Annotated in this window: 22 protein-coding genes and 1 pseudogene; 15 read left to right on the forward strand and 8 right to left on the reverse strand. The window is 49.8% G+C overall.

Annotation, left to right across the window (positions count from 1 at the left end):
• Positions 1-603: 603 nt before the first annotated feature.
• Together NA197_RS07500 and NA197_RS07505 are read right to left on the reverse strand one after the other, a co-directional pair.
• The gene (locus tag NA197_RS07500; RefSeq protein WP_000701508.1) at positions 604-1,500 is read right to left on the reverse strand and encodes an antimicrobial resistance protein Mig-14; all 897 of its coding nucleotides are present in this window, start codon (positions 1,498-1,500) and stop codon (positions 604-606) included.
• A gap of 293 nt (positions 1,501-1,793) precedes the next feature.
• Positions 1,794-2,723 carry a VirK family antimicrobial peptide resistance protein gene (locus NA197_RS07505; RefSeq protein ID WP_000178742.1) on the reverse strand — a complete coding sequence of 310 codons (930 nt, stop codon included), beginning with the start codon at positions 2,721-2,723 and terminating at the stop codon, positions 1,794-1,796.
• 517 nt (positions 2,724-3,240) lie between these two features.
• On the opposite strand from NA197_RS07505, the gene pipB2 reads away from it, so the two are divergent.
• Together pipB2 and NA197_RS07515 are read left to right on the forward strand one after the other, a co-directional pair.
• Positions 3,241-4,293, forward strand: coding sequence for a type III secretion system effector PipB2 (gene pipB2, locus NA197_RS07510; RefSeq protein ID WP_023212488.1), 1,053 nt, complete (start codon positions 3,241-3,243; stop codon positions 4,291-4,293).
• A gap of 1,042 nt (positions 4,294-5,335) precedes the next feature.
• Positions 5,336-7,510 (forward strand): TonB-dependent siderophore receptor, encoded by a 2,175-nt coding sequence (locus tag NA197_RS07515; protein ID WP_001543298.1) that lies wholly within the window; start codon positions 5,336-5,338, stop codon positions 7,508-7,510.
• Between the two features lie 41 nt (positions 7,511-7,551).
• Here NA197_RS07515 and NA197_RS07520 read toward each other — a convergent pair whose 3' ends face one another.
• The 4 genes from NA197_RS07520 to iroB form a co-directional block, all read right to left on the reverse strand.
• Entirely contained in the window at positions 7,552-8,487 is a 936-nt protein-coding gene (locus tag NA197_RS07520; protein ID WP_064043570.1) for an alpha/beta hydrolase, read from the reverse strand.
• A gap of 31 nt (positions 8,488-8,518) precedes the next feature.
• The gene (locus NA197_RS07525) at positions 8,519-9,763 is read right to left on the reverse strand and encodes an esterase family protein (RefSeq protein ID WP_001239929.1); all 1,245 of its coding nucleotides are present in this window, start codon (positions 9,761-9,763) and stop codon (positions 8,519-8,521) included.
• Positions 9,764-9,872: 109 nt separating this feature from the next.
• Complete coding sequence (iroC, locus tag NA197_RS07530; protein ID WP_023212149.1) at positions 9,873-13,529, reverse strand: salmochelin/enterobactin export ABC transporter IroC; 3,657 nt, start codon at positions 13,527-13,529, stop codon at positions 9,873-9,875.
• 80 nt (positions 13,530-13,609) lie between these two features.
• Complete coding sequence (gene iroB, locus NA197_RS07535; protein WP_001221110.1) at positions 13,610-14,725, reverse strand: salmochelin biosynthesis C-glycosyltransferase IroB; 1,116 nt, start codon at positions 14,723-14,725, stop codon at positions 13,610-13,612.
• A gap of 690 nt (positions 14,726-15,415) precedes the next feature.
• On the opposite strand from iroB, the gene hin reads away from it, so the two are divergent.
• The 4 genes and pseudogenes from hin to NA197_RS07555 all read left to right on the forward strand — a co-directional run.
• On the forward strand, positions 15,416-15,988 hold the full coding sequence (gene hin / locus NA197_RS07540) for a flagellar phase variation DNA invertase Hin (protein WP_000190917.1): 573 nt from the start codon (positions 15,416-15,418) through the stop codon (positions 15,986-15,988).
• A gap of 363 nt (positions 15,989-16,351) precedes the next feature.
• On the forward strand, positions 16,352-17,872 hold the full coding sequence (locus tag NA197_RS07545; protein WP_000079796.1) for a FliC/FljB family flagellin: 1,521 nt from the start codon (positions 16,352-16,354) through the stop codon (positions 17,870-17,872).
• A 67-nt stretch (positions 17,873-17,939) separates the two neighbouring features.
• A complete protein-coding gene (gene fljA / locus NA197_RS07550; protein ID WP_000388872.1) occupies positions 17,940-18,479 on the forward strand; it encodes a phase 1 flagellin gene repressor FljA in 540 nt (179 codons plus the stop codon).
• A gap of 27 nt (positions 18,480-18,506) precedes the next feature.
• Positions 18,507-18,734 (forward strand): annotated as a pseudogene (locus NA197_RS07555) (helix-turn-helix domain-containing protein); the annotation flags it as partial.
• Positions 18,735-19,144: 410 nt separating this feature from the next.
• On the opposite strand, the gene NA197_RS07560 reads toward NA197_RS07555, so the two are convergent.
• Together NA197_RS07560 and NA197_RS07565 are read right to left on the reverse strand one after the other, a co-directional pair.
• Positions 19,145-20,170 carry a site-specific integrase gene (locus NA197_RS07560; protein ID WP_060634075.1) on the reverse strand — a complete coding sequence of 342 codons (1,026 nt, stop codon included), beginning with the start codon at positions 20,168-20,170 and terminating at the stop codon, positions 19,145-19,147.
• A gap of 3 nt (positions 20,171-20,173) precedes the next feature.
• Positions 20,174-20,806 (reverse strand): phage repressor protein CI, encoded by a 633-nt coding sequence (locus tag NA197_RS07565; RefSeq protein ID WP_023214647.1) that lies wholly within the window; start codon positions 20,804-20,806, stop codon positions 20,174-20,176.
• Positions 20,807-20,925: 119 nt separating this feature from the next.
• Between NA197_RS07565 and NA197_RS07570 the strand changes: the two genes are divergently transcribed.
• From NA197_RS07570 to NA197_RS07610, 9 genes are all read left to right on the forward strand, one after another.
• On the forward strand, positions 20,926-21,168 hold the full coding sequence (locus NA197_RS07570) for a Rha family transcriptional regulator (protein ID WP_000102106.1): 243 nt from the start codon (positions 20,926-20,928) through the stop codon (positions 21,166-21,168).
• Positions 21,169-21,200: 32 nt separating this feature from the next.
• Positions 21,201-21,710: a phage regulatory CII family protein gene (locus NA197_RS07575; protein ID WP_061872887.1), complete on the forward strand. Its 510-nt coding sequence runs from the start codon at positions 21,201-21,203 to the stop codon at positions 21,708-21,710.
• Positions 21,711-21,717: 7 nt separating this feature from the next.
• Entirely contained in the window at positions 21,718-21,918 is a 201-nt protein-coding gene (locus NA197_RS07580; RefSeq protein ID WP_438796679.1) for a phage filamentation protein Fil family protein, read from the forward strand.
• Entirely contained in the window at positions 21,882-22,223 is a 342-nt protein-coding gene (locus NA197_RS07585; protein ID WP_000963480.1) for a DUF5347 family protein, read from the forward strand. Before NA197_RS07580 ends, NA197_RS07585 begins: the two co-directional genes overlap by 37 nt.
• A gap of 67 nt (positions 22,224-22,290) precedes the next feature.
• Positions 22,291-22,524, forward strand: a complete 234-nt coding sequence (locus tag NA197_RS07590) for a DUF2732 family protein (RefSeq protein ID WP_001244238.1) — start codon at positions 22,291-22,293, stop codon at positions 22,522-22,524.
• Positions 22,524-22,751 (forward strand): TraR/DksA family transcriptional regulator, encoded by a 228-nt coding sequence (locus NA197_RS07595; RefSeq protein ID WP_080157475.1) that lies wholly within the window; start codon positions 22,524-22,526, stop codon positions 22,749-22,751. The genes NA197_RS07590 and NA197_RS07595 overlap by 1 nt, the downstream gene beginning before the upstream one ends.
• On the forward strand, positions 22,748-23,332 hold the full coding sequence (locus NA197_RS07600; protein ID WP_079969918.1) for a 3'-5' exonuclease: 585 nt from the start codon (positions 22,748-22,750) through the stop codon (positions 23,330-23,332). Before NA197_RS07595 ends, NA197_RS07600 begins: the two co-directional genes overlap by 4 nt.
• Positions 23,329-24,186 (forward strand): DNA adenine methylase, encoded by an 858-nt coding sequence (locus NA197_RS07605; RefSeq protein ID WP_079969919.1) that lies wholly within the window; start codon positions 23,329-23,331, stop codon positions 24,184-24,186. The genes NA197_RS07600 and NA197_RS07605 overlap by 4 nt, the downstream gene beginning before the upstream one ends.
• Positions 24,183-25,181, forward strand: a complete 999-nt coding sequence (locus NA197_RS07610; RefSeq protein ID WP_079969920.1) for a DNA cytosine methyltransferase — start codon at positions 24,183-24,185, stop codon at positions 25,179-25,181. The genes NA197_RS07605 and NA197_RS07610 overlap by 4 nt, the downstream gene beginning before the upstream one ends.
• The last annotated feature ends 1 nt before the right edge of the window (position 25,182 follow it).

Consider the following 25,182-nt stretch of genomic DNA (forward strand, 5'->3'; position numbering starts at 1 on the left):
TCAATTTAAGCAATCCGATATAACATACAATACCAAAAATAATAATAACAGTTGTATACCCAAGAATCAGCCAGTCTGCATGTGTCATAATATAATCCAGTTATCAGGTATCCCGTGTTAAGGCGATCTTTAAGCCTGTTGTCAGCAAGAACCACTGTACCCGTTCAGTGCTGTTGACAATAACGTATTGTTTATGCACAAGAGCGTTGTTACAAATAACGTATGCATTGAGCATAGACCCCACCCGCATTTTTGTAATGCCATAAAGCAAGGCTACACCTTTAATCTACTGACGGTATGCCAGGCCAGAAGAGATAAAATGGTGGTTGTCATCATCATCTGTTCCTGACGCCAGGTTAATGACACACACATATGAAAATGTATAACCGCTGCACGCTTTTTAGCACGTTATCTGTAACATACCGTGTTAATCAATTCCATAAAACCGAGTATAGTGTAAGTGAATTTCGAGTAATTGTCATTATGATTATATGGTGGTTAACTTATTTTTTAAATTCTGATTAAATTTTAGTTTTTTATCAGTTCATCAGGATTTATGAAAAATCTGGACGTAAAAAACATATTTACGTCCAGGCTTTCTTTTTAGCAAATCGATTTCCCGGTAAAATAGGGGGTCGACCACATGCGCTTATATTCCCATTCAGGCTTTAGTATGCCGATGGAAAAAAGCAATTTTTTTTGTCTTTCCTGGCAGTAATTTCTGGCGCGGCTAATATTTAGCCACATTAGTATGCTGCCGGGACTGAGTGGCCTGCACTCATTTTTAATTGCACCATTAGATACGTCAAAGTAGACGTTCATCTGGCTTTCAGATTTCAGTACGATATCAAATGCACAGGGTATCCCTTCAATATAAAGAATATGCCCAAACAGAAGGTGATGCAGTTGACTAAAAAAGTTGGCAAGGTTATCAGCGGGATAGCAGGATGAAGTATTGCCGAAACGAGACCGAAATAACTCGATAAAAATATGAGTCAGTTCATCAGAAGAACAATCAGCAACGCTTTTTACACTTCCGCCTTTTTTAAGAAATCGCTGATATTCATTACGGCGTGTTTTTTCAAACTTAGAAGAGAACGCTTCTTTGACCAGACAATTTTGTTTTTTTCTGGTGAGTTTCCATATGGCATTGCGTATTTGTGGCTGATGTAACGCCGAAAGTCGGTTAGTACGATCGGGTAAGAAGCAGCGTAAATCTGGTGCCATCGGAATAAGTATCTCATCTGACGATAGCGGGAAGGTTCTGCGCGTCAGGATGCCAATATTCTGATCATTACAAATAAAGTAGGCGCCTTTAATCTTATCATCTTCTTCATAGTGGAAGAATTTAAAATGCCAGTTATGGCGCTTCATAAAATAATCAACAATATCTGGGTGCATATTGATACTACCGCCGTATTGCGCAAACACCTCCCGGTATAGGGTAAAGGAAGACGGCTGCCAGCGGGTTAATATACGCTTAACTTCTTGTATTTTCACCAAAACTCCTGACTTGGCTTACTGAAAATTCTATTTTGTATTATTTTTTTGCTTAACCAAATAAAAATGTGACAAATGTTTAGCTTGTATTTAATGGTTAACATGCTAATCGATGACGTTATGGTGAAGGGAATAAGATTAAGATGTTGATCATAGCATGAGTGAAAGCGACGGTTTAATGCCGCGCTTTTCACTCGCAAGCCATTCTGTATTTAACCATCCAGTAGCGATACAGATTTCAAAGAGATCCGCTGAACGGTAGCAGGATCTGCACATCCGCGTATGAAATAGTTCTACCGGGAGAGGCTGTTAACCTCTTGTATTATTGTATCCAGAATATGATAGCGTTTCCGATACTCTGCGCGTTTTTTGCTGGGGATACTTTCAGGCGCTTTACGCATCACCTGTGATGGCAGATGATATAAGGCACCTTTCTTAACGCCGTTTAGCGACTCCCAGAATTCACTATAGCTGGCCACAAAAGTTTTTTTCTTCTGGAATAAGTACCTGAGTTGACGATAAACATGGTTGTTTTCACTTACCGCATAAATCTCGTCGACATTACAGGCCTGCATCAATGTCGCAAATGCTTCATACAGCATCCGTTTAGGAAAGAGACCGTAACAATCTTTGGTGGCGTTACGTATGACTTGTGGGCCGATATGTTTACTGGGCCCTTGTAACCCGGCAACCAGCGCTATTTGCTTCCCTTCATGGCGGATAAAGGAAAATGATAAACGTGCCAACGGCGTATCATTGAAGCACAGCGTTAATGTCAGCTCACCTTCTCTGTCATAGCCACAGGGACCGCAGTAGATATCTACCAGAGCACCGTTTTTTCCTTCCAGGTGAGCGAGTAAGATTTGTTCCTCGGACAGAAGGATCTTTTTAATTTTACTTTCCGGAAAGGACTGAACGAACTGGTAGTGTTCCAGAATAGCTCTTGCCCGGCAACGTATGCTAAGCCCGGTATACAAATAGGGCCGCTGGATTTTTGCCGGCAATAGGGGACGATGAATGATCAGCGTTCTGGGCTGAGACAGATGGCATAATTCATTGAAGTATTTAATTGTCGTTACGGGGTTAATAAGGCAACGTAATACAAATTTATAGCGAAACTTACGCTCTCCCCAGCGTTTATGGCGATAAGGCGTCTGCGCCATGACTTCTTTTAACATTAATAATGGATTATATCTTTCCATATCACTTTGCTGCATCGTCATACTACGTCCCTACTACTCGATAGACTTATAACCGAGACGGTAGCCTGATTGAGTTAAACGTAAAGGCAACGAAGAAGGCCTGTACAGACGACGTTGTTAAACAGTTTATCAATGGCAGCAATAAAACGCCTGAACACGCTTTTTAATAGATTTTCTGCTAATGAGTGGGATGAGTCCTGAACGTAGTATTAAAACGAATGCCGCGTTTATTATTTTAAATAATGTTTATACTCTAAATAATTCGAGTTGCAGGATGGCGGCAAGCGAGCGAATCCCCAGGAGCTTACTAAAGTAAGTGACTGGGGTGAGGGAACGCAGCCGCAGCACATGCAACTTGAAGTATGACGAGTATAAGCCAATATATTTATTTGGCTGGTATTGTGTAAGTCAGACAGCAAAGCACCGTGATACGTGATTATGTAACCAGACGCAAAGGGGGTATTCACCTTATCTCTAAATGCAAATCTATATGATAAATTTTATCATGTACTGTGTTGCTCTCTCTGGGAGAAAATATATGGAGCGTTCACTCGATAGTCTGGCTGGTATGGCTACATCTGCTTTTGGCGCGGGGACTTCTGCTGCTATGCGGCAAGCCACCTCTCCCAAAACCATTCTGGAATATATCATTAACTTTTTTACCTGTGGTGGGGTGCGTCGGAAAAATGAAGCACAATATCAGGAATTGATAGACACTATGGCTGATACATTGAAAAGTTCAATGTCTGACAGAGGTGCTCCGTTGCCAGAAAACATCATACTGGAGGATATGGATGGGTGTCGTGTCGAATTTAATCTTCCTGGTGAGAATAACGAAGCTGGACAAGTTATTGTACGGGTCAGTAAAGGCGACCATTCTGAGATGAGAGAAATTCCGCTTGCCTCTTTTGAAAAAATATGTCGAGCTTTACTATTCAGATGCGAATTTTCTCTCCCTCAGGATTCTGTAATATTAACTGCCCAGGGAGGCATGAATCTTAAAGGCGCTGTCCTTACCGGAGCAAATCTGACGGCAGAAAATTTATGTGGCGCAGACCTAAGCGACGCAGATTTAGGGGGGGCAGTACTGTTTATGGCGGATTGTGACGGTGCAAATTTTAAGGGCGCAAATCTATCGGGAGCATCATTAGGCGACAGTAATTTAATGAACGCCTGTCTGGAAGATAGTATTATGTGTGGCGCTACCCTCGATCGCGCTAATCTTACTGGTGCCAATTTACAACACACAAGTCTGTTAGGCTGTAGCATGGTAGAATGTAATTGTTCCGGTGCAAATATGGATCACACTAATCTTTCAGGTGCAACCCTTATACGTGCCGATATGAGCGGTGCGACATTAAAGGGTGCTACTATAATGGCTGCTGATATGGAAGGCGCTATCTTAACCCGGGCAAACCTGCGAAAGGCGAGTTTCATTTCTACGAACCTGGACGGGGCTGATTTGGCTGAGGCTAATTTAAACAATACCAGTTTTAAAGATTGTACACTAACCGATTTGCGTACTGAAGACGCCACAATGTCTACAAGTACACAAACACTCTTTAACGTATTTTATAGTGAAAATATTTAGCCCTACTTGACGTAAATCTGAAATAAAAGAAATGTAAGAATAACTATCTGCTACTGAATAGTAGCTGAGAGTAAATTATTTACAGTGTCTTTTATTATTACAGGAGTATGCGACGGTAAAAATATCTGAATAACCATTTCTATTTTCTCAAGTAGAACTTCCAACTAAAGCGAATTGTTTGAAAAGGAAAACGCTATGCCTGGATGTATAAGTGCCTGTTCGTGCGTTGCCAGCCCAACGCCTCCCGAGCCTAAGGGCCCCCCTAAGCCTAAGTGGATAGAGTTAAAAGGTTATTGTGTTACATGTACTCATGAGTCTGATATTCGCCCGCCTTCTGAAAGGGAAGACAGACGACAGAGAAAAATACAGGCGATTGAACTTTATTGGTTGCGGCGTCTCCTGGACGACTTGGGAATACAAGAAGGTACTTCTCAAGACACGGCAGTAAAACCCACTAACTGTGGGTTGTCATATTTTCCAGTAGCTCCTGGAGAACGAGAAACCGATGTTTGATGGTTTTCTGTCTGCAAAGCGCCTGATAAATATTACCAGGCGCTTTGTATTTTGGCACCAACATCACTTTCATCATCAAATATCGAATGACTACAATCGTATCCGATCCCACCATTACCCAGACGGAAAGTCGCTGGCAAACTGTAAGAACGGTTCGCCGTCGGCAGGGAAGCGGCGGTGAACCCTGAACCGCGCTATACCATCTTATCTGGTTGTTTATTATCATTAATGCTTTGAAAAATAATTAATTTCCTCTATTCCTGTTTTGTAAAACCTTCGTTCAGTAGGCGCATTCTGCCCCCCTTCCCGGATTACTGGCAAAGTGGAGCCCGGACAGAGAGTCATATTGCAAAATCCCGTTTCCGTTTTTTTATTACCAGATTTTTGCGGTTGAAAGATTGCCTTTTTCTTAATTGAATGATAATTATTATCATTAGCATATGATAATAATTACTATATAGCCGTAACCTGGCAAGGATGTGAGTTTGAGGGCAACAGCGCTACTTTAGACATTATTTAGGGAATGGGTATGAGAGTTAAGAAGTTCATCTGGTTAATAACCGTGGTTTCTACAGGGATTAATAGTCCATTATCAGCAGCAGAATCTACAGACGACAACGGCGAAACGATGGTGGTTGAATCCACTGCCGAGCAAGTATTAAAGCAACAGCCGGGCGTTTCGATTATTACTCGTGACGATATTCAAAAGAATCCTCCCGTTAACGATCTTGCCGATATTATTCGTAAGATGCCTGGGGTTAATCTTACCGGCAATAGCGCCTCGGGGACGCGCGGAAATAACCGACAAATTGATATTCGTGGTATGGGGCCGGAAAATACCTTAGTGCTGATTGACGGCGTGCCGGTGACGTCGCGAAATTCGGTTCGCTATAGCTGGCGCGGAGAACGCGACACCCGTGGCGATACAAACTGGGTACCGCCGGAGATGGTAGAACGTATTGAAGTGATCCGTGGGCCCGCCGCCGCGCGCTATGGCTCCGGTGCCGCAGGCGGGGTGGTGAATATCATCACCAAACGCCCCACTAATGACTGGCACGGCTCGCTGTCGCTCTATACCAACCAGCCGGAAAGCAGCAAAGAAGGTGACACCCGGCGGGGTAACTTTAGCCTTAGCGGCCCGTTGGCTGGAGATACGTTGACGATGCGCCTGTACGGTAATCTCAACAGAACCGATGCCGATAGCTGGGATATTAACTCCTCCGCCGGTACCAAAAATGCCGCCGGACGGGAGGGGGTCACCAATAAAGATATTAATAGCGTCTTCTCATGGAAAATGACCCCGCAGCAAATCCTTGATTTTGAAGCGGGATACAGTCGGCAGGGGAATATCTATGCCGGCGATACGCAAAACAGTACTTCAAACGCGGTTACCAAAAGTCTGGCGCAGTCCGGGCGGGAGACCAATCGCCTGTACCGGCAGAATTACGGTCTAACTCATAACGGCATCTGGAACTGGGGGCAAAGCCGCCTGGGGTTCTACTATGAAAAAACCGATAATACCCGCATGAATGAGGGGCTCTCCGGCGGCGGCGAGGGGCGTATTACCAACGACCAGACGTTCACCACTAACCGCCTGACCTCGTATCGCACCAGCGGCGAGGTGAATGTCCCGGTGATATGGCTATTTGAGCAAACGCTCACCGTCGGCGCGGAGTGGAACCGCGATGAGCTGAACGATCCTTCCTCTACCAGTCTGACGGTTAAGGATAGCAATATCGCCGGGATTCCCGGTTCGGCGGCTAACCGTAGCAGCAAAAATAAATCGCAAATCAGTGCGCTGTACGTTGAAGATAATATCGAACCCATGGCAGGTACCAATATTATTCCGGGTCTGCGTTTTGACTATTTGAGCGAATCCGGGAGTAATTTTAGTCCCAGTCTTAACCTTTCCCAGGAGTTAGGTGAATACGTCAAGGTGAAAGCCGGTATTGCCCGTGCCTTTAAGGCACCGAACTTGTATCAAACCAGTGAGGGGTATTTACTCTATTCGAAAGGCAACGGTTGTCCAAAAGATATTACGTCGGGCGGCTGTTACCTGGTCGGTAATAAGAATCTCGATCCTGAAATTAGTATCAATAAAGAGATTGGGCTGGAATTTACCGTAGACGATTACCACGCAAGCGTCACGTATTTCCGTAACGATTATCAGAATAAGATTGTCGCAGGTGATAAAATTATTGGCAGAAGCGCATCTGGCGCTTATGTATTGCAGTGGCAGAACGGCGGTAAAGCGCTGATTGAAGGTATTGAAGCCAGCATGGCTGTTCCGCTGATGCCGGACCGTCTGAACTGGAATACCAATGCGACTTATATGATCGCTTCTGAGCAAAAAGATACCGGCAATCCCTTATCGATAATCCCGAAATATACGGTGAATACCTTCCTCGACTGGACTATTACCAGCGCGCTCTCCGCTAACGTCAACTGGACGTTATACGGCAAGCAAAAACCGCGAACACATGCGGAGTCGCGTAGTGAAGAGACCAAAGGATTGTCCGGGAAAGCGCTGGGGGCTTACTCACTGGTCGGCGCTAACGTTAATTACGATATCAATAAGAACCTGCGTCTTAATGTCGGTATCAGCAATATCTTCGATAAACAGATCTATCGCTCCGCCGAAGGGGCAAATACCTATAACGAACCGGGTCGGGCTTATTATGCCGGTGTGACGGCCTCGTTTTGATGGATTATGCCCGCCGCTGGCGGGCATAATCTGGCGGCGGGTTAATGGCAGCGTGGTTTTTGGCTTGCCGGTTCGCGACTGATATCCAGCAATGCACTGCGAAAAGAGGCGTTAAACATGGGCCCGTGGCCCAGGCCCGGGTAATGCTGCAGGGCCGCGTTAACGCCGTTGTTCTCAAGCGTTCTCACGGTCTCCTGAACTTTTTGCAGGAGCTCGGCCATCTGGCGTTGCCTGCTATCCCCATTCGACGCTGAACCTTCCATTATGATGAGTTTTTTATGGCAGAACGGCGACGGCTTCACTGTCGTAAGGCGATTCAACAGGGCAAAATTATCCCTGCTGAGTGACGGGCTGGCGCTGTAATAGATATGAAAGAAGGATGACGACAGCCAGGAGTCCAAAACGAACAGGCCGCCATAAGAATGTCCCCATACCCCGCGCTGTTCGGGGTTGATGGTGATTCCTTGTTCCACCTGCGGCGCGATATGTTTCTCCAGTAGCTGGCGGAACGCTGGCCCGCCGCCGGTTTTACGATGGAAACGCGGGTTATTTTCACTGCCTTCGCGATCGATTCCCGGCGCCGGCGTATAGTCATAAGCTCTGCCGTTAAGATCAAACGGCAGGTTAGTCTGATAGCCAATCGCCACAATCACCGGCGGCGAGTGGTCTGCCAGTTGTTTGAGCAGCGCCTCCGGCAGCCTGTCCATCACTGCGTTGCCGTCCAGCATATATAAGACAGGATAACCCGACGGCGGGGCGGCTTTATTGGGAATAGCGGTCCATACCCGGTAATGTCTTGCGCCATCAGCAGATTGAAAGTCATTGACCCTAAAATGGTAATATCCCGAACCTTTATCAGCAATATTCGGCCCTAATGGCTGCATATCCGGCTGCGCATAACTCAGCGCGCTAAAACAAAAACTCACTAAAAATAGCGCCATGCGATAGCACTTGTTGTGGTACTGGCGACCATACATCGGATGTGATTCCTTTTTGGCAGGTGAAGTTTTATCGGGGCAGTAGACGTAATCCGTCAATCAGCGCGCCGCGCCACCAGGCATAATCGTGACCGCCGGTGTACACGCTGCAATGGCTTTCGACGCCGGCGGCGCGCAATTTTTCATGCAACTGTTTGACCTGCGGGACCGTCGAACCTTCCAGCGATCCCACGCACAGATGCGTACGTACGGCTGGCGAGGGCGCGGATAACACATGTTCGCTGACCCATGAGCGCTCTTCTGCGCTGAAATGGTCCGGGCGATTGCGGTTGTCCGGCGTCCACCACATTGAGGGGGAGTGGCTCAGCACCAGGCCGAAGCTCTCTGGCGCGTGGCGGGCCGCCATCAGCGCGGTCACGCCGCCGAGGCTTTGCCCTGCCAGCACCGTTTGTGTACGGTCCGCCCACCGCCGTTCCGGGTATTTGGCGCGAAGGGTTGGCAGCAGGCGTTCGGCAATGTCGAGCACCAGCTCGCGGCGACCGCCGAGGATTGCGACGCGTTCACGCGCGTTGATGTTATCAATGCCGAGTACGGCCACCGGCGCGATGCGTCCGCTGCGGATGGCAGCGTCAATGGCGGCACTTACCCCAAGATGGTCGAACCAGATCTCGCCATCCGTGAGTACCAGTAAGCCCAGCGGTTGTACGACAGGAACGTCAGGAAGATACAGCCGCACACGGCGACGTTGTCCGGCGAGCCGATGTTCTGAGGTGAAAAGCTGCCCGGCGTAAGCGCGACAGCCTGACCACTCCTCCTGTGCCGGGGCGTGATCCAGCGCCAGAACGGATTCCTGCGCATTGCCCCGAACATTTATTCCCGGCGTGCTGTTCAGCGGGTCCGCCTTCCCGACAAGGGAGGCGAAACGGCTTCCAAGCTGCAACACCGTCTCGTCCGGGGTTTCCGGTGGTATTTCGACCATCGTATAGGAACCGCAGTAGGATGCCGGTAAGCGAAGCGTCAGATGCCAGATATCCGTTGTGGGCAGTTGCGTCATCATACCTTTCGCCACGTTATCTTTATCGGTGACACGGTTCAGGCGGACATAAACCCCCCGCAGAGGAGAGGCGGCACGCCACAGGAAGGTGACTTCCCGTTCATCGTCTGCGTCGTTAATGGCTGTCACCAGCGGCAGCGCGAGCGAGTTTGCTTCTCGCCAGAAGTGAGAAGCGTCAACCTGGCTTCCGGCGGCGAGTTGGCGGCGAAGGCGCGTAGCGGTCTGTATAGCGACAGGAGCGACGGGCGGGCTCAGTCTCATTTTCTGTATTCCATCTCATTTATATTTCGGTCAGTATCAATAGCTAAAGCGGCTGTTACAGGAACAGCCGCTTGCGGGCTTTCTTTTGCGTAAATCGTGGCGATAAAAACTATCCTATGACCTCTCCTTGCGTATCGCGTGTCTGGCCGATGCTGTCCCGCCACAGACGAGCATACAGGCCATGAGCCGCTATCAACTGCTCATGGCTACCATATTCAGCGATACATCCTTTATCGATTACGACAATAACATCGCAGCGGCGAGCGGTGGTCAGTCGGTGCGCGACGATAAGCGCGATGCGTTTCTCGGTGTGCGTCACTCCGGTAAGCGAGGTTATTAAGCGCTCCTCGGCGCTGCGGTCGATACGCGCTGTCGCCTCGTCGAGCAGCAGAATGTGCGCCTGCGCCAGTTGCGCGCGGGCGAGGGCAATCAACTGACGCTGGCCCGCGGACAGATCCGTGCCGCCGTTATTGACCGGAGTACGAAACCCCAGCGGCAGATGTTGCACAGTTTCAAAGAGTCCCGCCCGTCGCGCCGCGATCTCTACCTCCGTGTCGCTGCTGTCTGGCCGCGAATAGCGGATATTTTCGGCAATATCGCCGCTAAATAATGCGACATCCTGAGTGACCAGCCCCGTCTGGCGACGATAATCACTAAGCGACGCGGCATCAATTAGGCGCTCACCGACACGGATTTGCCCGCTGCCGGGAGAGTAGAGCCCGGCCAGCAGCTTGATCAGCGTCGATTTGCCGACGCCGCTACGTCCGACCACCGCGACTACCGTTCCTGGCGGAATGGTGAGCGAGAGATTATCAAGCACAGGTTGCGTTTTTTCGGGATAGCGGAATGTCAATGCCTCCAGACGTAGCGCGCCGCCAGTGCCAGGCGTTATGGATGACGGTTCAATATTCTCCGTTTCCTCAGTCGCCAATAGCGCATTGATATGTTTGCCGCTGGCGGTCGCCTGCTGCCAGGAATCAACAATGCCTGACAACTGCTGTACCGGGCCATAAAATTGTCCCAGTAGCAGGAAGAACGCCGCCAGTATCCCGGGCGTCATTTCGCCTCCGGCGACCCGAGTCGCCCCGATTAAAAGCACGGCGGCATAGGCGGCCTCGGTGCAGAAGGTCAGGAACGGAAAATAGACAGCAAGGTATTTTTGCGCCCGCACGCGGGTGGCGCGGAAGTTGTCTGATAACGCCCGTAGCCTGGCGGCTTCCTGCTTCTGTTGGCCGTGTGACTGAACTACCCGCATACCGGAGACCTTTTCCTGAAGCGTACTGTTCACCTTACCAATTTCCAGCCGTGCCTGGGCGTAGGCAGGCGAGCTCAAACGGCGGTAAATCCACGTCGCCAGCATTACTACAGGCACGGCGCTTAATGCCGTTAATGCAAGAATGGGGTCAAGCCAGAACATTGCCGCGGCGATAGCGACCATCGTCACGATGCTGGTGGCCGCGCTGGCAAGACCGTTTTGCAGAAATCGGGCGAGTGAATCAACGTCGACGGTCATGCGAGTAAGACGCGAGTCGATGTGCTTCTCGTGCCAGGGAAGACTCAGGCGTAGCAGGTGGCTGAAGCTGCGTAAGCGTACCGTATGCTGTACCGACTCTGCCGCGCGGGCGGCGAAGATCGTTTGCAGCGCATAGCAGCACCAACCGATCGCCACCAGGCACAGCGCGAGCAGGGCGCATATGCCAATAGTCGACATATCCCCTGCGGCAACGCCTGAGTCAATACCGCGCTGCAAAAGCACCAGCACGCCAACGCCTGCGGCGGAATCAAGCGCGATAAGCAGGGCGGCGATGACGAACATCCAGGCTACTGGCGTCAGCAACGATGAGACTTGACGCCCGTGGCCTGCCAGCGCCATCTGTACGGCGCGTTCCGGAACGCGCGTCATCCGGTCGACAAAACCTTTTCCGGCGGGGGGCTGGCGCTCATGCGCGTCGTCGGATTTTACCGCCTGCGTTGTTGGCCATAGCGCACGTTGTTCCGCCGGGGCGAGGGCGAGAAAATCACCCTCGCCGCTCATCAGCGAGCGAAACGTCGGACACCTTGCATCCAGCTCCGCCTGGGTACCGATATCCACGACGCGGCCTTTATCCAGCACGACGATCCGATCGGCTAACTGCAGTGTTGAGCGGCGGCGCGCAATCACCAGCAGCATATGCTCATTATCGGCATAACGACCAAGAGCCGTGTTAATTTCCGCTTCAGTACCGGCATCGACCGCCGAGGTGGTGTCATCGAGAATCAGCAGTTCCGGCGCGGTAATCAGTGCCCGGGCTAGCGCAATACGCTGGCGTTGGCCGCCGGAGAGGTTGCTTCCGCGTTCGGCCAGTCGGGTGTTGAACCCCTGCGGTAGCGCATTGATGAACCCGCTGGCGCCTGCGGCATCGGCGGCGCGTCGAATGTCGTCCTGAGTCGCTTGCGGGTGCCCATAGGCGATGTTTTCCGCCACCGTACCGGCAAACAAAAACGCGTCTTCAAACACTACGCCAACGCGACGACGAAGCGCCGTCAGTTTCAGGTCGCGAATATTCTGTTGACCCGCAGTGGTGTTGAGCCATACTCCGCCGGAGGTGGGATCGTAAAAGCGCGCCAGCAACATCAGCAACGTTGATTTCCCGGAGCCGGATGCGCCAACCACTGCCACGGTTTCACCGGCGTGAATGGAAAAGGAGATCTCATTGAGGATACGGTTACCGTTGTCGTAGTGGAAACTCATCTTCTCCACGTCCAGCCCAATAATCTGACCCTCAACCGACTCAGTACCGTCTTCCATGCGAGAACGCGTGTCGATAAGCGCGAAGACGCGCTCTACCGACGCCTGTGTGCGCTGTGCAATAACCAAAAACGATGCCAGTACGCGGGTAGGACCGGTCAGCATAGCGAGAAAACTCGCGAACGCAACGAAGGTTCCCAGATCGATGCGCCCGTTCATCACCGACCAGCCGCCATAGCACAGCAGGACGATTTGCCCTATCACCGGTAGCGCCAGCATGGTTGCGCCCGGCATCGCCTGCGAGATAGCGGCGCCGATGCGTACCCGCACCATCTGCCGCGATTGACCATCGAGCCAACGCGTTTCGCGTAACTCCGCCACGCAGGACTTCACCACTGAGATCTGTTCCAATACTTCGCGCATATGCTCCGTCATGTGCGCCAGCCGGTCTGAGGCAAGCCCCGTTTGCGCGAAAACACGGCGACGGGCGCGCAGGGCGGTAATAGCAAGGGCGGCCAGTACGCAAATCACGATAAGCGTCATGGATGGCGACATCCATAGCATCACCGCGATACCGGCCACATAGTAAGTGAGCACCGCCAGCGGCACCGGACACATCTGTAGCAAGGTGTGTACCTGTTGAAGATCGCTGTTGGTACGCGAAATGACCTGCCCGGTACGCAAGGCGTCCTGGCCTGCGCCGTCCAGTTTTTGAATACTGTCGAACGCACGGCTACGTAACGTATGCTGAACCCACAACGAGAGTTCTCCGGCATAGCCGCGGCGCACGTAATTCCCGATAAAATCAAAAAGGGCAATTAATATCAGGCCGCAGGCAAGTAACGGCAGGTGGGTCGTATCGCCTGCTATCGCGTCATTGACGGCCTGACGCGTTATTAGCGGCGTCAGCGCAGCCAGTAAAATGGTCGATACTGATGCTACGATGACAATGATGCTCAGTGTTTTACGTTCCCAACACACGCGGGCAAGGCGAACTATCCAGGCACGAGCGGGCATGGGGGAATGAGTCGCGGGCATTAAGCCTCCTTATCGGTGAAAGATGAGATATGGCGACGCAATCTGGGCTCAGCCGCCATATTGTCATTGCGCTGCCGCGGTTAGCCGTGTTGCAGCATGGCGATCAGTTTTTTTGCCACCTCGGTCGGGCAAGGCTGGGCCGCCATTTCCGCCGCGACCTCCTGCGACGCCTCGCGAAGCGCGCGATTACCGAGGAAGGTATTGATCATGCTGCTGGTAAGCCCGCTCTTACCGGGAATAATGCCGCATCCGCGCTCGACCACGGCGCGGGCATTGACGGGTCTGTCGGCACCCTGACCAAAGACTATCTGCGGAATGCCGGCATGTAGCGCCGTCAGGGTGTTGCCTGCGCCGCCATGGTGGATAAAACCGTCGGCGCCGTTAAGGAAAACGCCCATCGGAAGCCAGTCGACCAGACGGACATTCGGCGGCAGCGAACGTAAATCCGAGCGGGCGTTTGCCGGAAGATGCAGGATGATTTCGGCATCTACTTCGCCGGCAGAATCCATTACCCAGGAAATCAGATCCAGGCCATCCACCATCGGTTTGACGGTGCCGAGGCTGACCAGAAGACGCTTGCGATCAGGTGTACGTTCCCACCATTCTTCCCAGACGGCGCCGCCGTTATACGGGACGTATTGCATGGAGATAACCGGCTCTCCGTCATTTTGCAGTATGCTCATGCTGGGCGGTGTGACGTCTATCCACGCCAGATCTCTTGGTGGCGCGCTGACCCCATGGCGGCGGTAGGCGTTAGAAAGTGATTTCGTCACGCCTTTGATGTGCCAGGGCGTATGACCGAAGCCGACGGTTTGCATCACTACCGGAATGTCATACTTAGCGGCAATCAGTGGTCCAACGACCCCAAGGGGAGGGTAGACGATGAGATCTGGCCGCCACTGCCCGGCGAACGCGACCAGTGGGTCAGTCATCTCTTCGCTGAAGAATGAGAAGTTCCCCATTTTTGTTCCAATGTTATTTTCTTTTCGCAATGCCTCCTGACGGCGATAACCCGCTTCCGAATCGAAACCAGGCGCAGCGTCAAATACCACCAACCCAGCTTCGGCTGCTTTCTGTGCAAATTTTCCACCGCTTGCAATCAGTACTTCATGGCCATTAACACGAAACGCTTGCGCCAGGGACAGCACAGGGTATAGCAGTCCATACAGTGGTGGACCGACAAACAGAATACGCATGAGAAATCCTCTCTCTCCACGTCATAAATCGAACAATCTGTTAATGAGAATGATAATAATTACCGATATCATTTGTAAAATGCAATAACTAATACGACACTTGATCATGTGATGATTTTTTGCGTAAAAATCGGGAAAGAGGAGAGCGTTAAGCGGTGAAGTTTGGTTTCAGGCTTATTTATGCGCGTATGGTCGCACAGGCAAAGCGCCAGGATTGGGGAACTGGATTCGCATACCAGACGCCCGTTGATTATTAATCATAACTTCGTAAATAACCTTTCAGACAATGAGGTAAGCGTACCGACAGCAAGGTAACGGGAAACGTCGGTAGTTGTATTGATAACGCGTTGCGGGGCAATTTAATGGTATCCGGCGGCAGATCGTGTTCTGTGCAGACTTTCCGGCGTTAAATCCCGTATCACCTGCGAGCCTGGACTATCTCTGTGGTATCAACTCTGTAGTAATTTTGTCCCCTTCGTCTTCATTAGCCAATGAAACCGGCTTTAACGTCACCGTTCGAATGTTGCGAACGAACAGCTCCTTATGCGGAATATCGTCACCGCTCTGCGATTTTTATAGCGCATCAGCCACACGATTTATTGGTTCTTGAAAACCAAGGTTTTTGATAAAACAATCTCCCATGAGAAAAGCGACTAAAATTCTTCTTTATCTGATGTAAAGGAGAAAATCATGGCTACTATTGGGTATATTCGGGTGTCAACAATTGACCAAAATATCGATTTACAGCGTAATGCGCTTACTAGTGCAAATTGTGACCGCATTTTTGAGGACCGTATCAGTGGCAAGATTGCAAACCGCCCCGGCCTGAAACGAGCGCTAAAGTATGTAAATAAAGGCGATACTCTTGTCGTCTGGAAATTAGACAGACTGGGCCGCAGCGTGAAAAACCTGGTGGCGTTAATATCAGAATTACATGAACGTGGAGCTCACTTCCATTCTTTAACCGATAGTATTGATACCAGTAGCGCGATGGGGCGATTCTTTTTTCATGTAATGTCAGCACTGGCCGAGATGGAGCGAGAATTAATTGTCGAGCGAACCCTTGCCGGACTGGCTGCCGCCAGAGCGCAAGGACGACTGGGAGGGCGCCCTCGGGCGATCAATAGACATGAACAGGAACAGATTAGTCGGCTATTAGAGAAAGGCCATCCTCGGCAGCAATTAGCTATTATTTTTGGTATTGGCGTATCCACCTTATACAGATACTTTCCGGCAAATCGTATAAAAAAACGAATGAATTAAAATAAAAATTACAACAGGATGGATATAACATTTTTGTAATACAGACGTATGGTATGAATAAACCGAAAGGGTATACGAAAAAGACAGCATCTAATAAAAAAGAGAAAAAATTCAACGCATTAACATATATAGTATAACACACTCACGATAAAGCCTATGTTATATCCAGCTATAGACGACATCGCTCAAAACACTACCAGACGCAGTGTTCACATAGAAAGGCTTTTTAATCAAACTGTTAGATGTAAGCATTTACGGACAGAAAAAGTAGTAAAGTTTATGCCTTAAGTGTCGATAACCTGGATGACACAGGTAAGCCTGGCATAACATTGGTTATCAAAAACCTTCCAAAAGGAAAATTTTATGGCACAAGTAATCAACACTAACAGTCTGTCGCTCCTGACCCAGAATAACCTGAACAAATCCCAGTCCGCACTGGGCACCGCTATCGAGCGTCTGTCTTCTGGTCTGCGTATCAACAGCGCGAAAGACGATGCGGCAGGTCAGGCGATTGCTAACCGTTTTACCGCGAACATCAAAGGTCTGACTCAGGCTTCCCGTAACGCTAATGACGGTATTTCTATTGCGCAAACTACTGAAGGCGCGCTGAACGAAATCAACAACAACCTGCAGCGTGTGCGTGAACTGGCGGTTCAGTCTGCTAACAGCACCAACTCCCAGTCTGACCTCGACTCCATCCAGGCTGAAATCACCCAGCGCCTGAACGAAATCGACCGTGTATCCGGTCAGACTCAGTTCAACGGCGTGAAAGTCCTGGCGCAGGACAACACCCTGACCATCCAGGTTGGTGCCAACGACGGTGAAACTATCGATATCGATCTGAAGCAGATCAACTCTCAGACCCTGGGCCTGGATTCACTGAACGTGCAGAAAGCGTATGATGTGAAAGATACAGCAGTAACAACGACAGCTTATGCCGATAATGGTACTACACTGGATGTATCGGGTCTTACTGATGCAGCTATTAAAACGGCTACGGGTGGTACGACTGGTACGGCTTCTGTAACCGGTGGTGCGGTTAAATTTGACGCAGATAATAACAAGTACTTTGTTACTATTGGGGGCTTTAGTGGTGCTGATGCCGCCAAAAATGGCGATTATGAAGTTAACGTTGCTACTGACGGTACAGTAACCCTTGCGGCTGGCGCAACTAAAACCACAATGCCTGCTGGCGTAACAACTAAAACAGAAGTACAGGAGTTAACAACTACACCGGTAGTTGCTTCAGCAGATGCTAAAAATGCCTTAATCGCTGGCGGCGTTGACACTGCCGATGCTAATGCCGCTACATTGGTCAAAATGTCTTATACCGATAAAAATGGTAAGACAATTGAAGGCGGTTATGCGCTTAAAGCTGGCGATAAGTATTACGCCGCAGATTACGATGAAGCGACAGGAGCAATTAAAGCTAAAACCACAAGTTATACTGCTGCTGACGGCACTACCAAAACAGCGGCTAACCAACTGGGTGGCGTAGATGGTAAAACCGAAGTCGTTACTATCGACGGTAAAACCTACAATGCCAGCAAAGCCGCTGGTCATGATTTTAAAGCACAGCCAGAGCTGGCTGAAGCAGCCGCTAAAACCACCGAAAACCCGCTGCAGAAAATTGATGCCGCGCTGGCGCAGGTGGATGCGCTGCGTTCTGACCTGGGTGCGGTTCAGAACCGTTTCAACTCCGCTATCACCAACCTGGGCAATACCGTAAACAACCTGTCTGAAGCGCGTAGCCGTATCGAAGATTCCGACTACGCGACCGAAGTCTCCAACATGTCTCGCGCGCAGATTCTGCAGCAGGCTGGTACTTCCGTTCTGGCACAGGCTAACCAGGTCCCGCAGAACGTGCTGTCTCTGTTACGTTAATTTATTTCGTTTTATTCAGCCCCGTGAATTCGGGGCTTTTTCATTCAGCATAGATGAATATATCTTTATGGAATGTATAGCTGTAAATGATATTTCCTACGGGCGAGAGGCTGAAATATGGCCGCGGGATTATTCTATGCTTGCTCGTCGAGTCCAATTTCTACGTTTTAATGATATCCCTGTTCGATTGGTGAGTAATAATGCCCGGATAATCACAGGCTACATTGCGAAGTTTAATCCGAGGGAAAATTTGATTCTGGCTTCGGATAAACCTAAAGGAAATAAGCGCATTGAAGTTAAATTAGAGTCTCTGGCAATTCTTGAAGAATTATCAGGTAATGACGCTTTTAATCTTTCGCTGGTGCCGGCTGACGAATTTAATCTTCAGCAAGATACTCCATCAAGAAGAGATTATTTCTCGATTTGCAATAAGTGCTATAAACAGGGAGTCGGTATCAAAATCTATATGAAGTATGGACAGGTTTTGACTGGCAAAACGACAGGCGTAAATGCGTGTCAGGTTGGTGTGAGGACATCCAATGGCAATCATATGCAAGTTATGTTTGACTGGGTGAGCAGGATCACGTCTTCGGACTACGCTGAATAACGCATACGGTAATAAAAAATTCCGTGAGAAAATATTGATCCTGGAGGAACAGAGACCATTCGACAGCGCATAGATAGTTTCGCCGCTGCTCGTGCCACTACGGCCAGGACGCTTAAAGCAGCTGACAGAAAAGAATTGATCATTAAGCTTCGCAAAGAAGGTCTGCTGAATCTTCGTAAATCTATGGATACCGTAGCCCAACATCCTGGCGTCTCACGGGCAACTGCTTATCTTTATGTTCGACAGCCTGACTGAGAGCTTTGCCCCAGCCTGGCAGGACTCTCAGTGAGTGTTCTATTTTCTTTGACTCTCGTATTCCAATTCTTTCGGGAGTTATTGGTGAGACTTTTGGCGTTTTGCCCTGTCACCCATTGCGTCATTTGACGTCAATGCCCGTGAGGCTCTCAGCAATTCTCACCAGGCGGCAATAGACACAAAAAAGCCCGCAGAGCTTGTGCTGTGCGGGCTTAGTAGACTTCATTGTACTTCAAACAACTAAAAAGTGGTGGAGCTGGCGGGAGTTGAACCCGCGTCCGAAATTCCTACATACCATTTTTAGTATAGTAAAAACAGTGTGTTGCGTTTAAAAACAGCGTGTTAGTATTATTCAGTATTCGTCCGTTTTACGCGTTTTTAATGCCCTGCCGCCAAAATGCCGCCATAAATTAGCGCTTCCAATTGAGGTTGTGAAGCGGGTTTTTTGTCACTGCGTCTTCAAGGTGGTCAGGGGCAAAGTGAGCGTAAACCATCGTCATTTTTATATCGGCATGGCCCAGAATATCACGCAGTACCAGTATATTTCCGCCGTTCATCATAAAATGGCTGGCGAATGTGTGACGCAGTACGTGGGTGCACTGGCCTTCAGGCAGTTCGAGACCGGCTCTTTTTACTGCACGCTCAAAAGCTTTTCTGCACGGGGTGAATAACTTCCCTCTATTCTTGGGGAGTTCGTCATACAGCTCCTGAGATATTGGCACGGTACGGTTTTTCTTGCCCTTCGTCTTGGTATAAGTGATGCGGTATTTTGATAGCTGATGGCCCTGCAGGTTTTCGGCTTCACTCCATCGGGCGCCAGTTGCCAGGCATACTTTTGCAATCATCAGCAAACTGGGACTCTGCGAATCAGCACAGGCATCCAGTAGACGCTTAATTTCTTCAGGTGCCAGGAACGCCAGTTCGCCCTCTGCGATTTTGAATGTTGGCAGCCCAGCGAGCGGGTTGGGTGCTGGCCAGTGGCCCAGCTTTTTCAGTGTGCCAAAAACAGATGATAGGTTACGTTGTTCAAGGTTTACCGTACGGGGCTTAACTGGCGACATAAGCACGCCATCTTCATTTTTTACTTCACCTTTTAACCGTGCTTCCCGGTATTTCGTAAAATCGCCTGCGGTTAACTCTGAGGCAATGGGATCGCCCAAGCCATTACAAATAATGCTGAGTTTTGCCATCAGGCGTTTGGGGTCTGCCAGCGTCTGCCCATAAAGTGAATGCCACTGCTCAATCACTTCTGATAAATGCCGCCGATCTTCCTTCTCCCCCAGCCACGGTTTTTTGTTCACCTCATCCATGGTGTGGTTTTCGAATGCTATGGCCTCGCCTTTAGTCGCAAATTGCTTGCGTACACGCTTGCCATCCCGTCCGTTCGGGTAGCATTCACACAACCATTTTCCGTTAGGCTGTTTTCTGATGCTCATAAGTTAGAGGCTCTTGATTATTTTTAAAGCGCGGCCCACTACCTCAATGTCGTCTAGGCTGCACTCAAAGGATGATTCGTCTTGATGCACCACTAATCTGTTTCCTGGTAGACGTGTTAACTTAACGATACTTTTTATTCCGTCGATATCTACCAACCATATGCCATTAACTGGTGGTGTCTGGCTGCGGTCTACTAAATAAGAATCTCCAGCAGTATTAACTAACAATAGGTCGCCTGAGTCTGAGGGAAGCAGGCTGGTATCAATGATTGCTTTTCCTGCCTCGACCAATAAACCACCGTTGAGAGTTGCCTTGTCAATTTCAGGGGAAACCAGTTCCGAAAGAGGTTTAACTTTGCCGGAGTTCACGAAATTGATATCTTTTTTATGGTCAATGTTTGAACCTGGCTCTCCCTGTCCGGTAGTGAGCCACAGTAACGAAACTCCCGTTTCTAAAGCACACTGAATCACCCATTCCGCCGGAAAACTATCTCTTAAGTATCTGTTTGCCATAGTGCTTTTGGATGCGCCCAGGTGATCACACAGTTGTTGTCTGGACTTAAAATCGTAGGCAGCCATTAACCTATGTATAGCCTCTCTTCCCCCGGTATTCTCGCCAGCTTTCACTTGTATCATTTTTCAATCCTATTGACGTATCAAAAATTGGATCGTAGTATCTCGATGTATCAATTATTGAATCAAATAAAACAAGATAAAACGACGTAAACCAAACCTTAACCGAGAGATATTGCACTATGAGCACTGATATTTCAATTCGTGTACCAAAAGAGATGGCAACGCCTGCTGAGTTCGCGGAGTGGGAAGGTATCTCCCGTGGCTCCGTGTATCAAAAAATTCACCATGGTCAGCTTGCTAAGTACATGGTGAAGAAAGAAAAAAATAAAGGACGTGTAAGCCTGCGGTACCTGATGTACAAAACCGACCAGGTTCGTGAGTCTCTTGGTCATTCCAACTTCCGCGTCATTGTTGGTCAGTAAGTTCGATTATGAGAACTTTCTAAGGGGCTTGCATGTTTGATTATAAGATTTCCAAACATCCACACTTTGACGAAGCCTGCCGGACTTTCGCGCTGTGTCACAATATGGCGAAGCTGGCAGAACGCGCAGGAATGAATGTCCAGACGCTGCGCAATAAGCTGAACCCGGAGCAACCGCATCAACTTACGCCGCCGGAGATCTGGCTGCTGACTGATATCACAGAAGACTCAACGCTGATTGACGGTTTTCTGGCTCAAATCCATTGCCTACCGTGCGTGCCATTGAATGAAGTGGCAAAAGAGAACCTGCCGCATTACGTCATGAGTGCAACTGCGGAGATTGGGCGTGTAGCTGCAGGCGCAGTATCCGGTGATGTGAAAACCAGTGCAGGCCGCCGTGATGTGATCAACAGCATCAACTCTGTCACGCGCCTGATGGCACTCACCGCAGTTTCATTACATGCGCGTTTGCAGGCGAATCCGGCGATGGCAAGCGCAGTAGATACCGTGACGGGCCTCGGCGCTTCGTTCGGCCTGATCTGAGGTGGTTATGCTGACTAAAGAACCATCTTTTGCATCACTGCTCGTTAAGCAAAGTCCTGTAATGCACTGCGGTCATGGCTGGATTATGGGGAAGGATGGAAAGCGCTGGCATCCGTGCCGCTCTCAGGATGCGTTGCTGGCTGAGCTGTCCACTAAAAAGCAGGGGAAACCATGGCTATTGAAGGCGATGCTGCGACTGTTCCGCTAAGCGCTGGCCTCCGCCTTAATGGGTTAAACCACATCGCGGAATTAAGGGCGAAAGTGTTTGGCTTAAATATTGATTCAGAACTGGAGCGCTTTATTAGCGATATGCGGGACCAACGGGATATTAACCATGAGCAGAATAAACGCGCACTAGCCGCAATATTCTTTATGGCAAAGATTCCGGCGGAACGTCATAGCGTCAATGTTAGTGAGCTGACGACTGACGAAAAGCGGGAGCTGATTAAAGCAATGAACCATTTCCGTACAGTGGTGAGTTTATTTCCAAATCGGCTAGCCATGCCGAATTAACCCACAACCGAAATTAAAGGCGTAAACCCGCCGGGCTTCTTATTGCCCAAATTCAGGAGAAACAACAATGCGAAATATTGAAACCCGTATCACCAAAACCGGACCAGATGATGCTGGCCTTAACCAGATGCTGACTGATGCACGGATGGAAGAGCGCCGGGCACGTGCTGCGGCAATGGCAGCCCGTCTTGATAGCCTGGCCTGCCATATCACGTCACGCCAGCTTAACCACGTTGAAGCGGCGGAGCTGCTGCGTATTGCGGCTGAAAACATTCAGAACGAAGCGCAGGAGATCCACTGATGGCTGATTCAATGGACCTTGTACAGCAGCGCGTTGAAGAAGAACGCCAGCGCCATATCCACACCGTCCGCAACAGAACGCCGGGCGTTTCACGTGTTCTTTGCATTGATTGTGATGCACCGATCCCGCCAGCACGCCGCCGCGCCATTCCGGGCGTGCAGTGCTGTGTCACTTGTCAGGAAATCGCAGAGCTGAAAGGCAAACACTATAGCGGAGGTGCTTTATGAATACCCAAAAGATGGTAATTAGCCAACGTGCAGCGCAATGGCTTGATGACGGGTATTTATTCATCGATACCGAAACCACCGGGCTGGGAGACGATGCGGAAATAGTAGAAATATGCATTATTGATAGTCATGGATTTATTATGCTTAATACTCTTATTAAGCCAACTAAACCTATTCCTGATGAGGCGATAGCCATTCATGGCATTACTAATGAAATGGTGGCTTTTGCTCCTAACTGGACTGATATATGTGGGGCTGTGGAGGAACTATTTCGGCGCTTTGGGTTTGTTATCTATAACGCCGATTATGATCTCCGGTTAATTCGTCAGACCTACGCATTGAATGGAAGACCTTCTGAAGGTGCGCCATGGATGCTTGCTGCTCATTCTGTTTGCGCGATGAAGCTTTATGCAGAGTATCGAGGCGAGCCGGGACGATTTAATGGCTATAAATGGCATAAGCTGGTTGATGCTGCTGCGCATGAAGGTGTTGTGGTTGAGGATAAGGCGCACCGTGCTTTAGCTGATTGCAAAATGACACTAGGGCTTGTCCGTTCTCTGGCTAAAGGCGGTGCTGTATGAGCACTATCCTGAAATGGGCGGGTAATAAAACCGCCATCATGGCAGAACTGAAAAAACACCTTCCAGCAGGCCCGCGACTAGTTGAGCCTTTCGCGGGTTCATGCGCTGTAATGATGGCGACAGACTATCCTTATTATCTTGTCGCGGATATTAATCCAGACCTGATAAGTCTTTACAACGCCATTAAAAGCGGACCTGAATTATTAATCTCAATTGGCAAGGATTTATTTGCTAAAAATAAATCGGCAGAAGATTACTACGATATTCGAAAAGAATTTAACCATGGACGTGATTGGCCTGTGGATTGCCGCGCTGCCATGTTTATTTATCTTAATCGCCATTGTTATCGCGGACTGTGCCGCTATAACTTGAGCGGTCACTTTAATGTTCCTTACGGTAATTATAAAAATCCGTACTTCCCCGAAAACGAAATACGCGCTTTTGCAGAAAAGGCACAACGTGCAACGTTTATCTGCGCCAGCTATGACGAAACACTGGCACTGCTGAAGATTGGTGATGTGGTTTATTGCGATCCGCCATATGACGGAACGTTTACCGGTTATCACACCGCCGGATTTACTGAGGATGATCAGTATCATCTGGCGTCTATTCTTGAGCGTCGTTCATCAGAAGGTCATCCGGTCATTGTGTCCAACAGTGATACGTCTTTGACCCGTTCTCTTTATCGCAATTTTTCCCGCTATCGGCTGACGGCAAAGCGCAGCATGGGTGTGGCTGCCGGTGATGGTAAGTCCGCAGTGGAAATTATTGCTACTTCTAAACCCCGTTATTGGATTGGTTTTGACCCTGCAGGCGGTCATGACTGCTGCGTTAAACATGAGGTGCGGGTGTGAGTGCGTGGGCTTATTACAACGAGATAGACCCGTTTGCAGCTGCGCGGTTGCGTGTACACATGGCTGCCGGTCGCATTATGCCGGGTGTCGTAGATGAAAGGAGTATTGAAGATGTCAGACCCGATGACTTACGAGGATTTGTTCAAGTCCATTTCTTTGCAGGGGTTGGTATTTGGTCATATGCCTTGCGCCGTGTGGGCTGGGAAGACAGCAGGGAGGTCTGGACAGGTTCCTGCCCATGCCAGCCTTTCAGCGCGGCAGGCAAAGGAAAGGGGTTTGCTGACGAGCGGCACCTATGGCCCGCCATGCATTGGCTGGTCGGGCAGCGTCGCCCTGTCGTTGTCTTTGGCGAGCAATCTGCAAGCGCTGACGCAAATGACTGGATCGACCTTGTACAGACTGACGTGGAAGCCATGGGTTATGCCTTCGGGGCGAGTGCGTTTCCGGCTGCGAGCGTCGGTGCCCCGAACATCCGGGACAGAACTTATTGGGTGGCCCACACCAACAGCGAATGCCTGGAAGCATCCCAGCAACGCGGGCCGTCAGGGAGGATTGAACTTGCAGACAGCTGCGCAGCTTTCGGGCTGGACGACTCCGAGCGCCAGCGACAGCAGGCGGGGAGGGCGAGGGATTACCGAGGGCATGTCCGGCAGCAGCCTTGCGCAACAGGTAAAAATGGCTGGCTGGCCCACGCCAACAGCCAGCGACCACAAAGGGGGATATCCTGGGGGGAGAATTCGCAACGGGAAAATATCGACAGATCGTCTGGATGCGGTGGCGCAGATTGCAGGCCCGGTCCGGTTAACGGCTTCTGGAAAGATGCTGACTGGCTCAAATGCACAGATGGAAAATGGAGGCCAGTTAAATCCGGCCTTGAGCCTCTGGTTAATGGGGCTGCCTCCAGAGTGGGACGAATTCGAACCTACGGAAACGCCTTAAACGCAGAAGCGGCAGTAGTATTCATCAAGTCTTATATGATGGGGGCTGGCCTGTGAA

This window comes from Salmonella sp. NW884 (genome assembly GCF_051700745.1).
Lineage (GTDB): Bacteria > Pseudomonadota > Gammaproteobacteria > Enterobacterales > Enterobacteriaceae > Salmonella > Salmonella enterica.

Coding starts and splice junctions, on each gene's coding strand:
- NA197_RS07545 (WP_000079796.1), top strand. CDS start 16,352: ATGGCACAAGTAATCAACACTAACAGTCTGTCGCTCCTGACCCAGAAT.
- NA197_RS07525 (WP_001239929.1), bottom strand. CDS start 9,763: ATGAGACTGAGCCCGCCCGTCGCTCCTGTCGCTATACAGACCGCTACG.
- NA197_RS07590 (WP_001244238.1), top strand. CDS start 22,291: ATGCGAAATATTGAAACCCGTATCACCAAAACCGGACCAGATGATGCT.
- iroC (WP_023212149.1), bottom strand. CDS start 13,529: ATGCCCGCGACTCATTCCCCCATGCCCGCTCGTGCCTGGATAGTTCGC.
- NA197_RS07605 (WP_079969919.1), top strand. CDS start 23,329: ATGAGCACTATCCTGAAATGGGCGGGTAATAAAACCGCCATCATGGCA.
- NA197_RS07565 (WP_023214647.1), bottom strand. CDS start 20,806: ATGATACAAGTGAAAGCTGGCGAGAATACCGGGGGAAGAGAGGCTATA.
- NA197_RS07585 (WP_000963480.1), top strand. CDS start 21,882: ATGGCTATTGAAGGCGATGCTGCGACTGTTCCGCTAAGCGCTGGCCTC.
- NA197_RS07560 (WP_060634075.1), bottom strand. CDS start 20,170: ATGAGCATCAGAAAACAGCCTAACGGAAAATGGTTGTGTGAATGCTAC.
- NA197_RS07595 (WP_080157475.1), top strand. CDS start 22,524: ATGGCTGATTCAATGGACCTTGTACAGCAGCGCGTTGAAGAAGAACGC.
- NA197_RS07575 (WP_061872887.1), top strand. CDS start 21,201: ATGTTTGATTATAAGATTTCCAAACATCCACACTTTGACGAAGCCTGC.
- NA197_RS07505 (WP_000178742.1), bottom strand. CDS start 2,723: ATGACGATGCAGCAAAGTGATATGGAAAGATATAATCCATTATTAATG.
- NA197_RS07520 (WP_064043570.1), bottom strand. CDS start 8,487: ATGTATGGTCGCCAGTACCACAACAAGTGCTATCGCATGGCGCTATTT.
- NA197_RS07570 (WP_000102106.1), top strand. CDS start 20,926: ATGAGCACTGATATTTCAATTCGTGTACCAAAAGAGATGGCAACGCCT.
- NA197_RS07600 (WP_079969918.1), top strand. CDS start 22,748: ATGAATACCCAAAAGATGGTAATTAGCCAACGTGCAGCGCAATGGCTT.
- hin (WP_000190917.1), top strand. CDS start 15,416: ATGGCTACTATTGGGTATATTCGGGTGTCAACAATTGACCAAAATATC.
- pipB2 (WP_023212488.1), top strand. CDS start 3,241: ATGGAGCGTTCACTCGATAGTCTGGCTGGTATGGCTACATCTGCTTTT.
- iroB (WP_001221110.1), bottom strand. CDS start 14,725: ATGCGTATTCTGTTTGTCGGTCCACCACTGTATGGACTGCTATACCCT.
- NA197_RS07515 (WP_001543298.1), top strand. CDS start 5,336: ATGAGAGTTAAGAAGTTCATCTGGTTAATAACCGTGGTTTCTACAGGG.
- fljA (WP_000388872.1), top strand. CDS start 17,940: ATGGAATGTATAGCTGTAAATGATATTTCCTACGGGCGAGAGGCTGAA.
- NA197_RS07580 (WP_438796679.1), top strand. CDS start 21,718: ATGCTGACTAAAGAACCATCTTTTGCATCACTGCTCGTTAAGCAAAGT.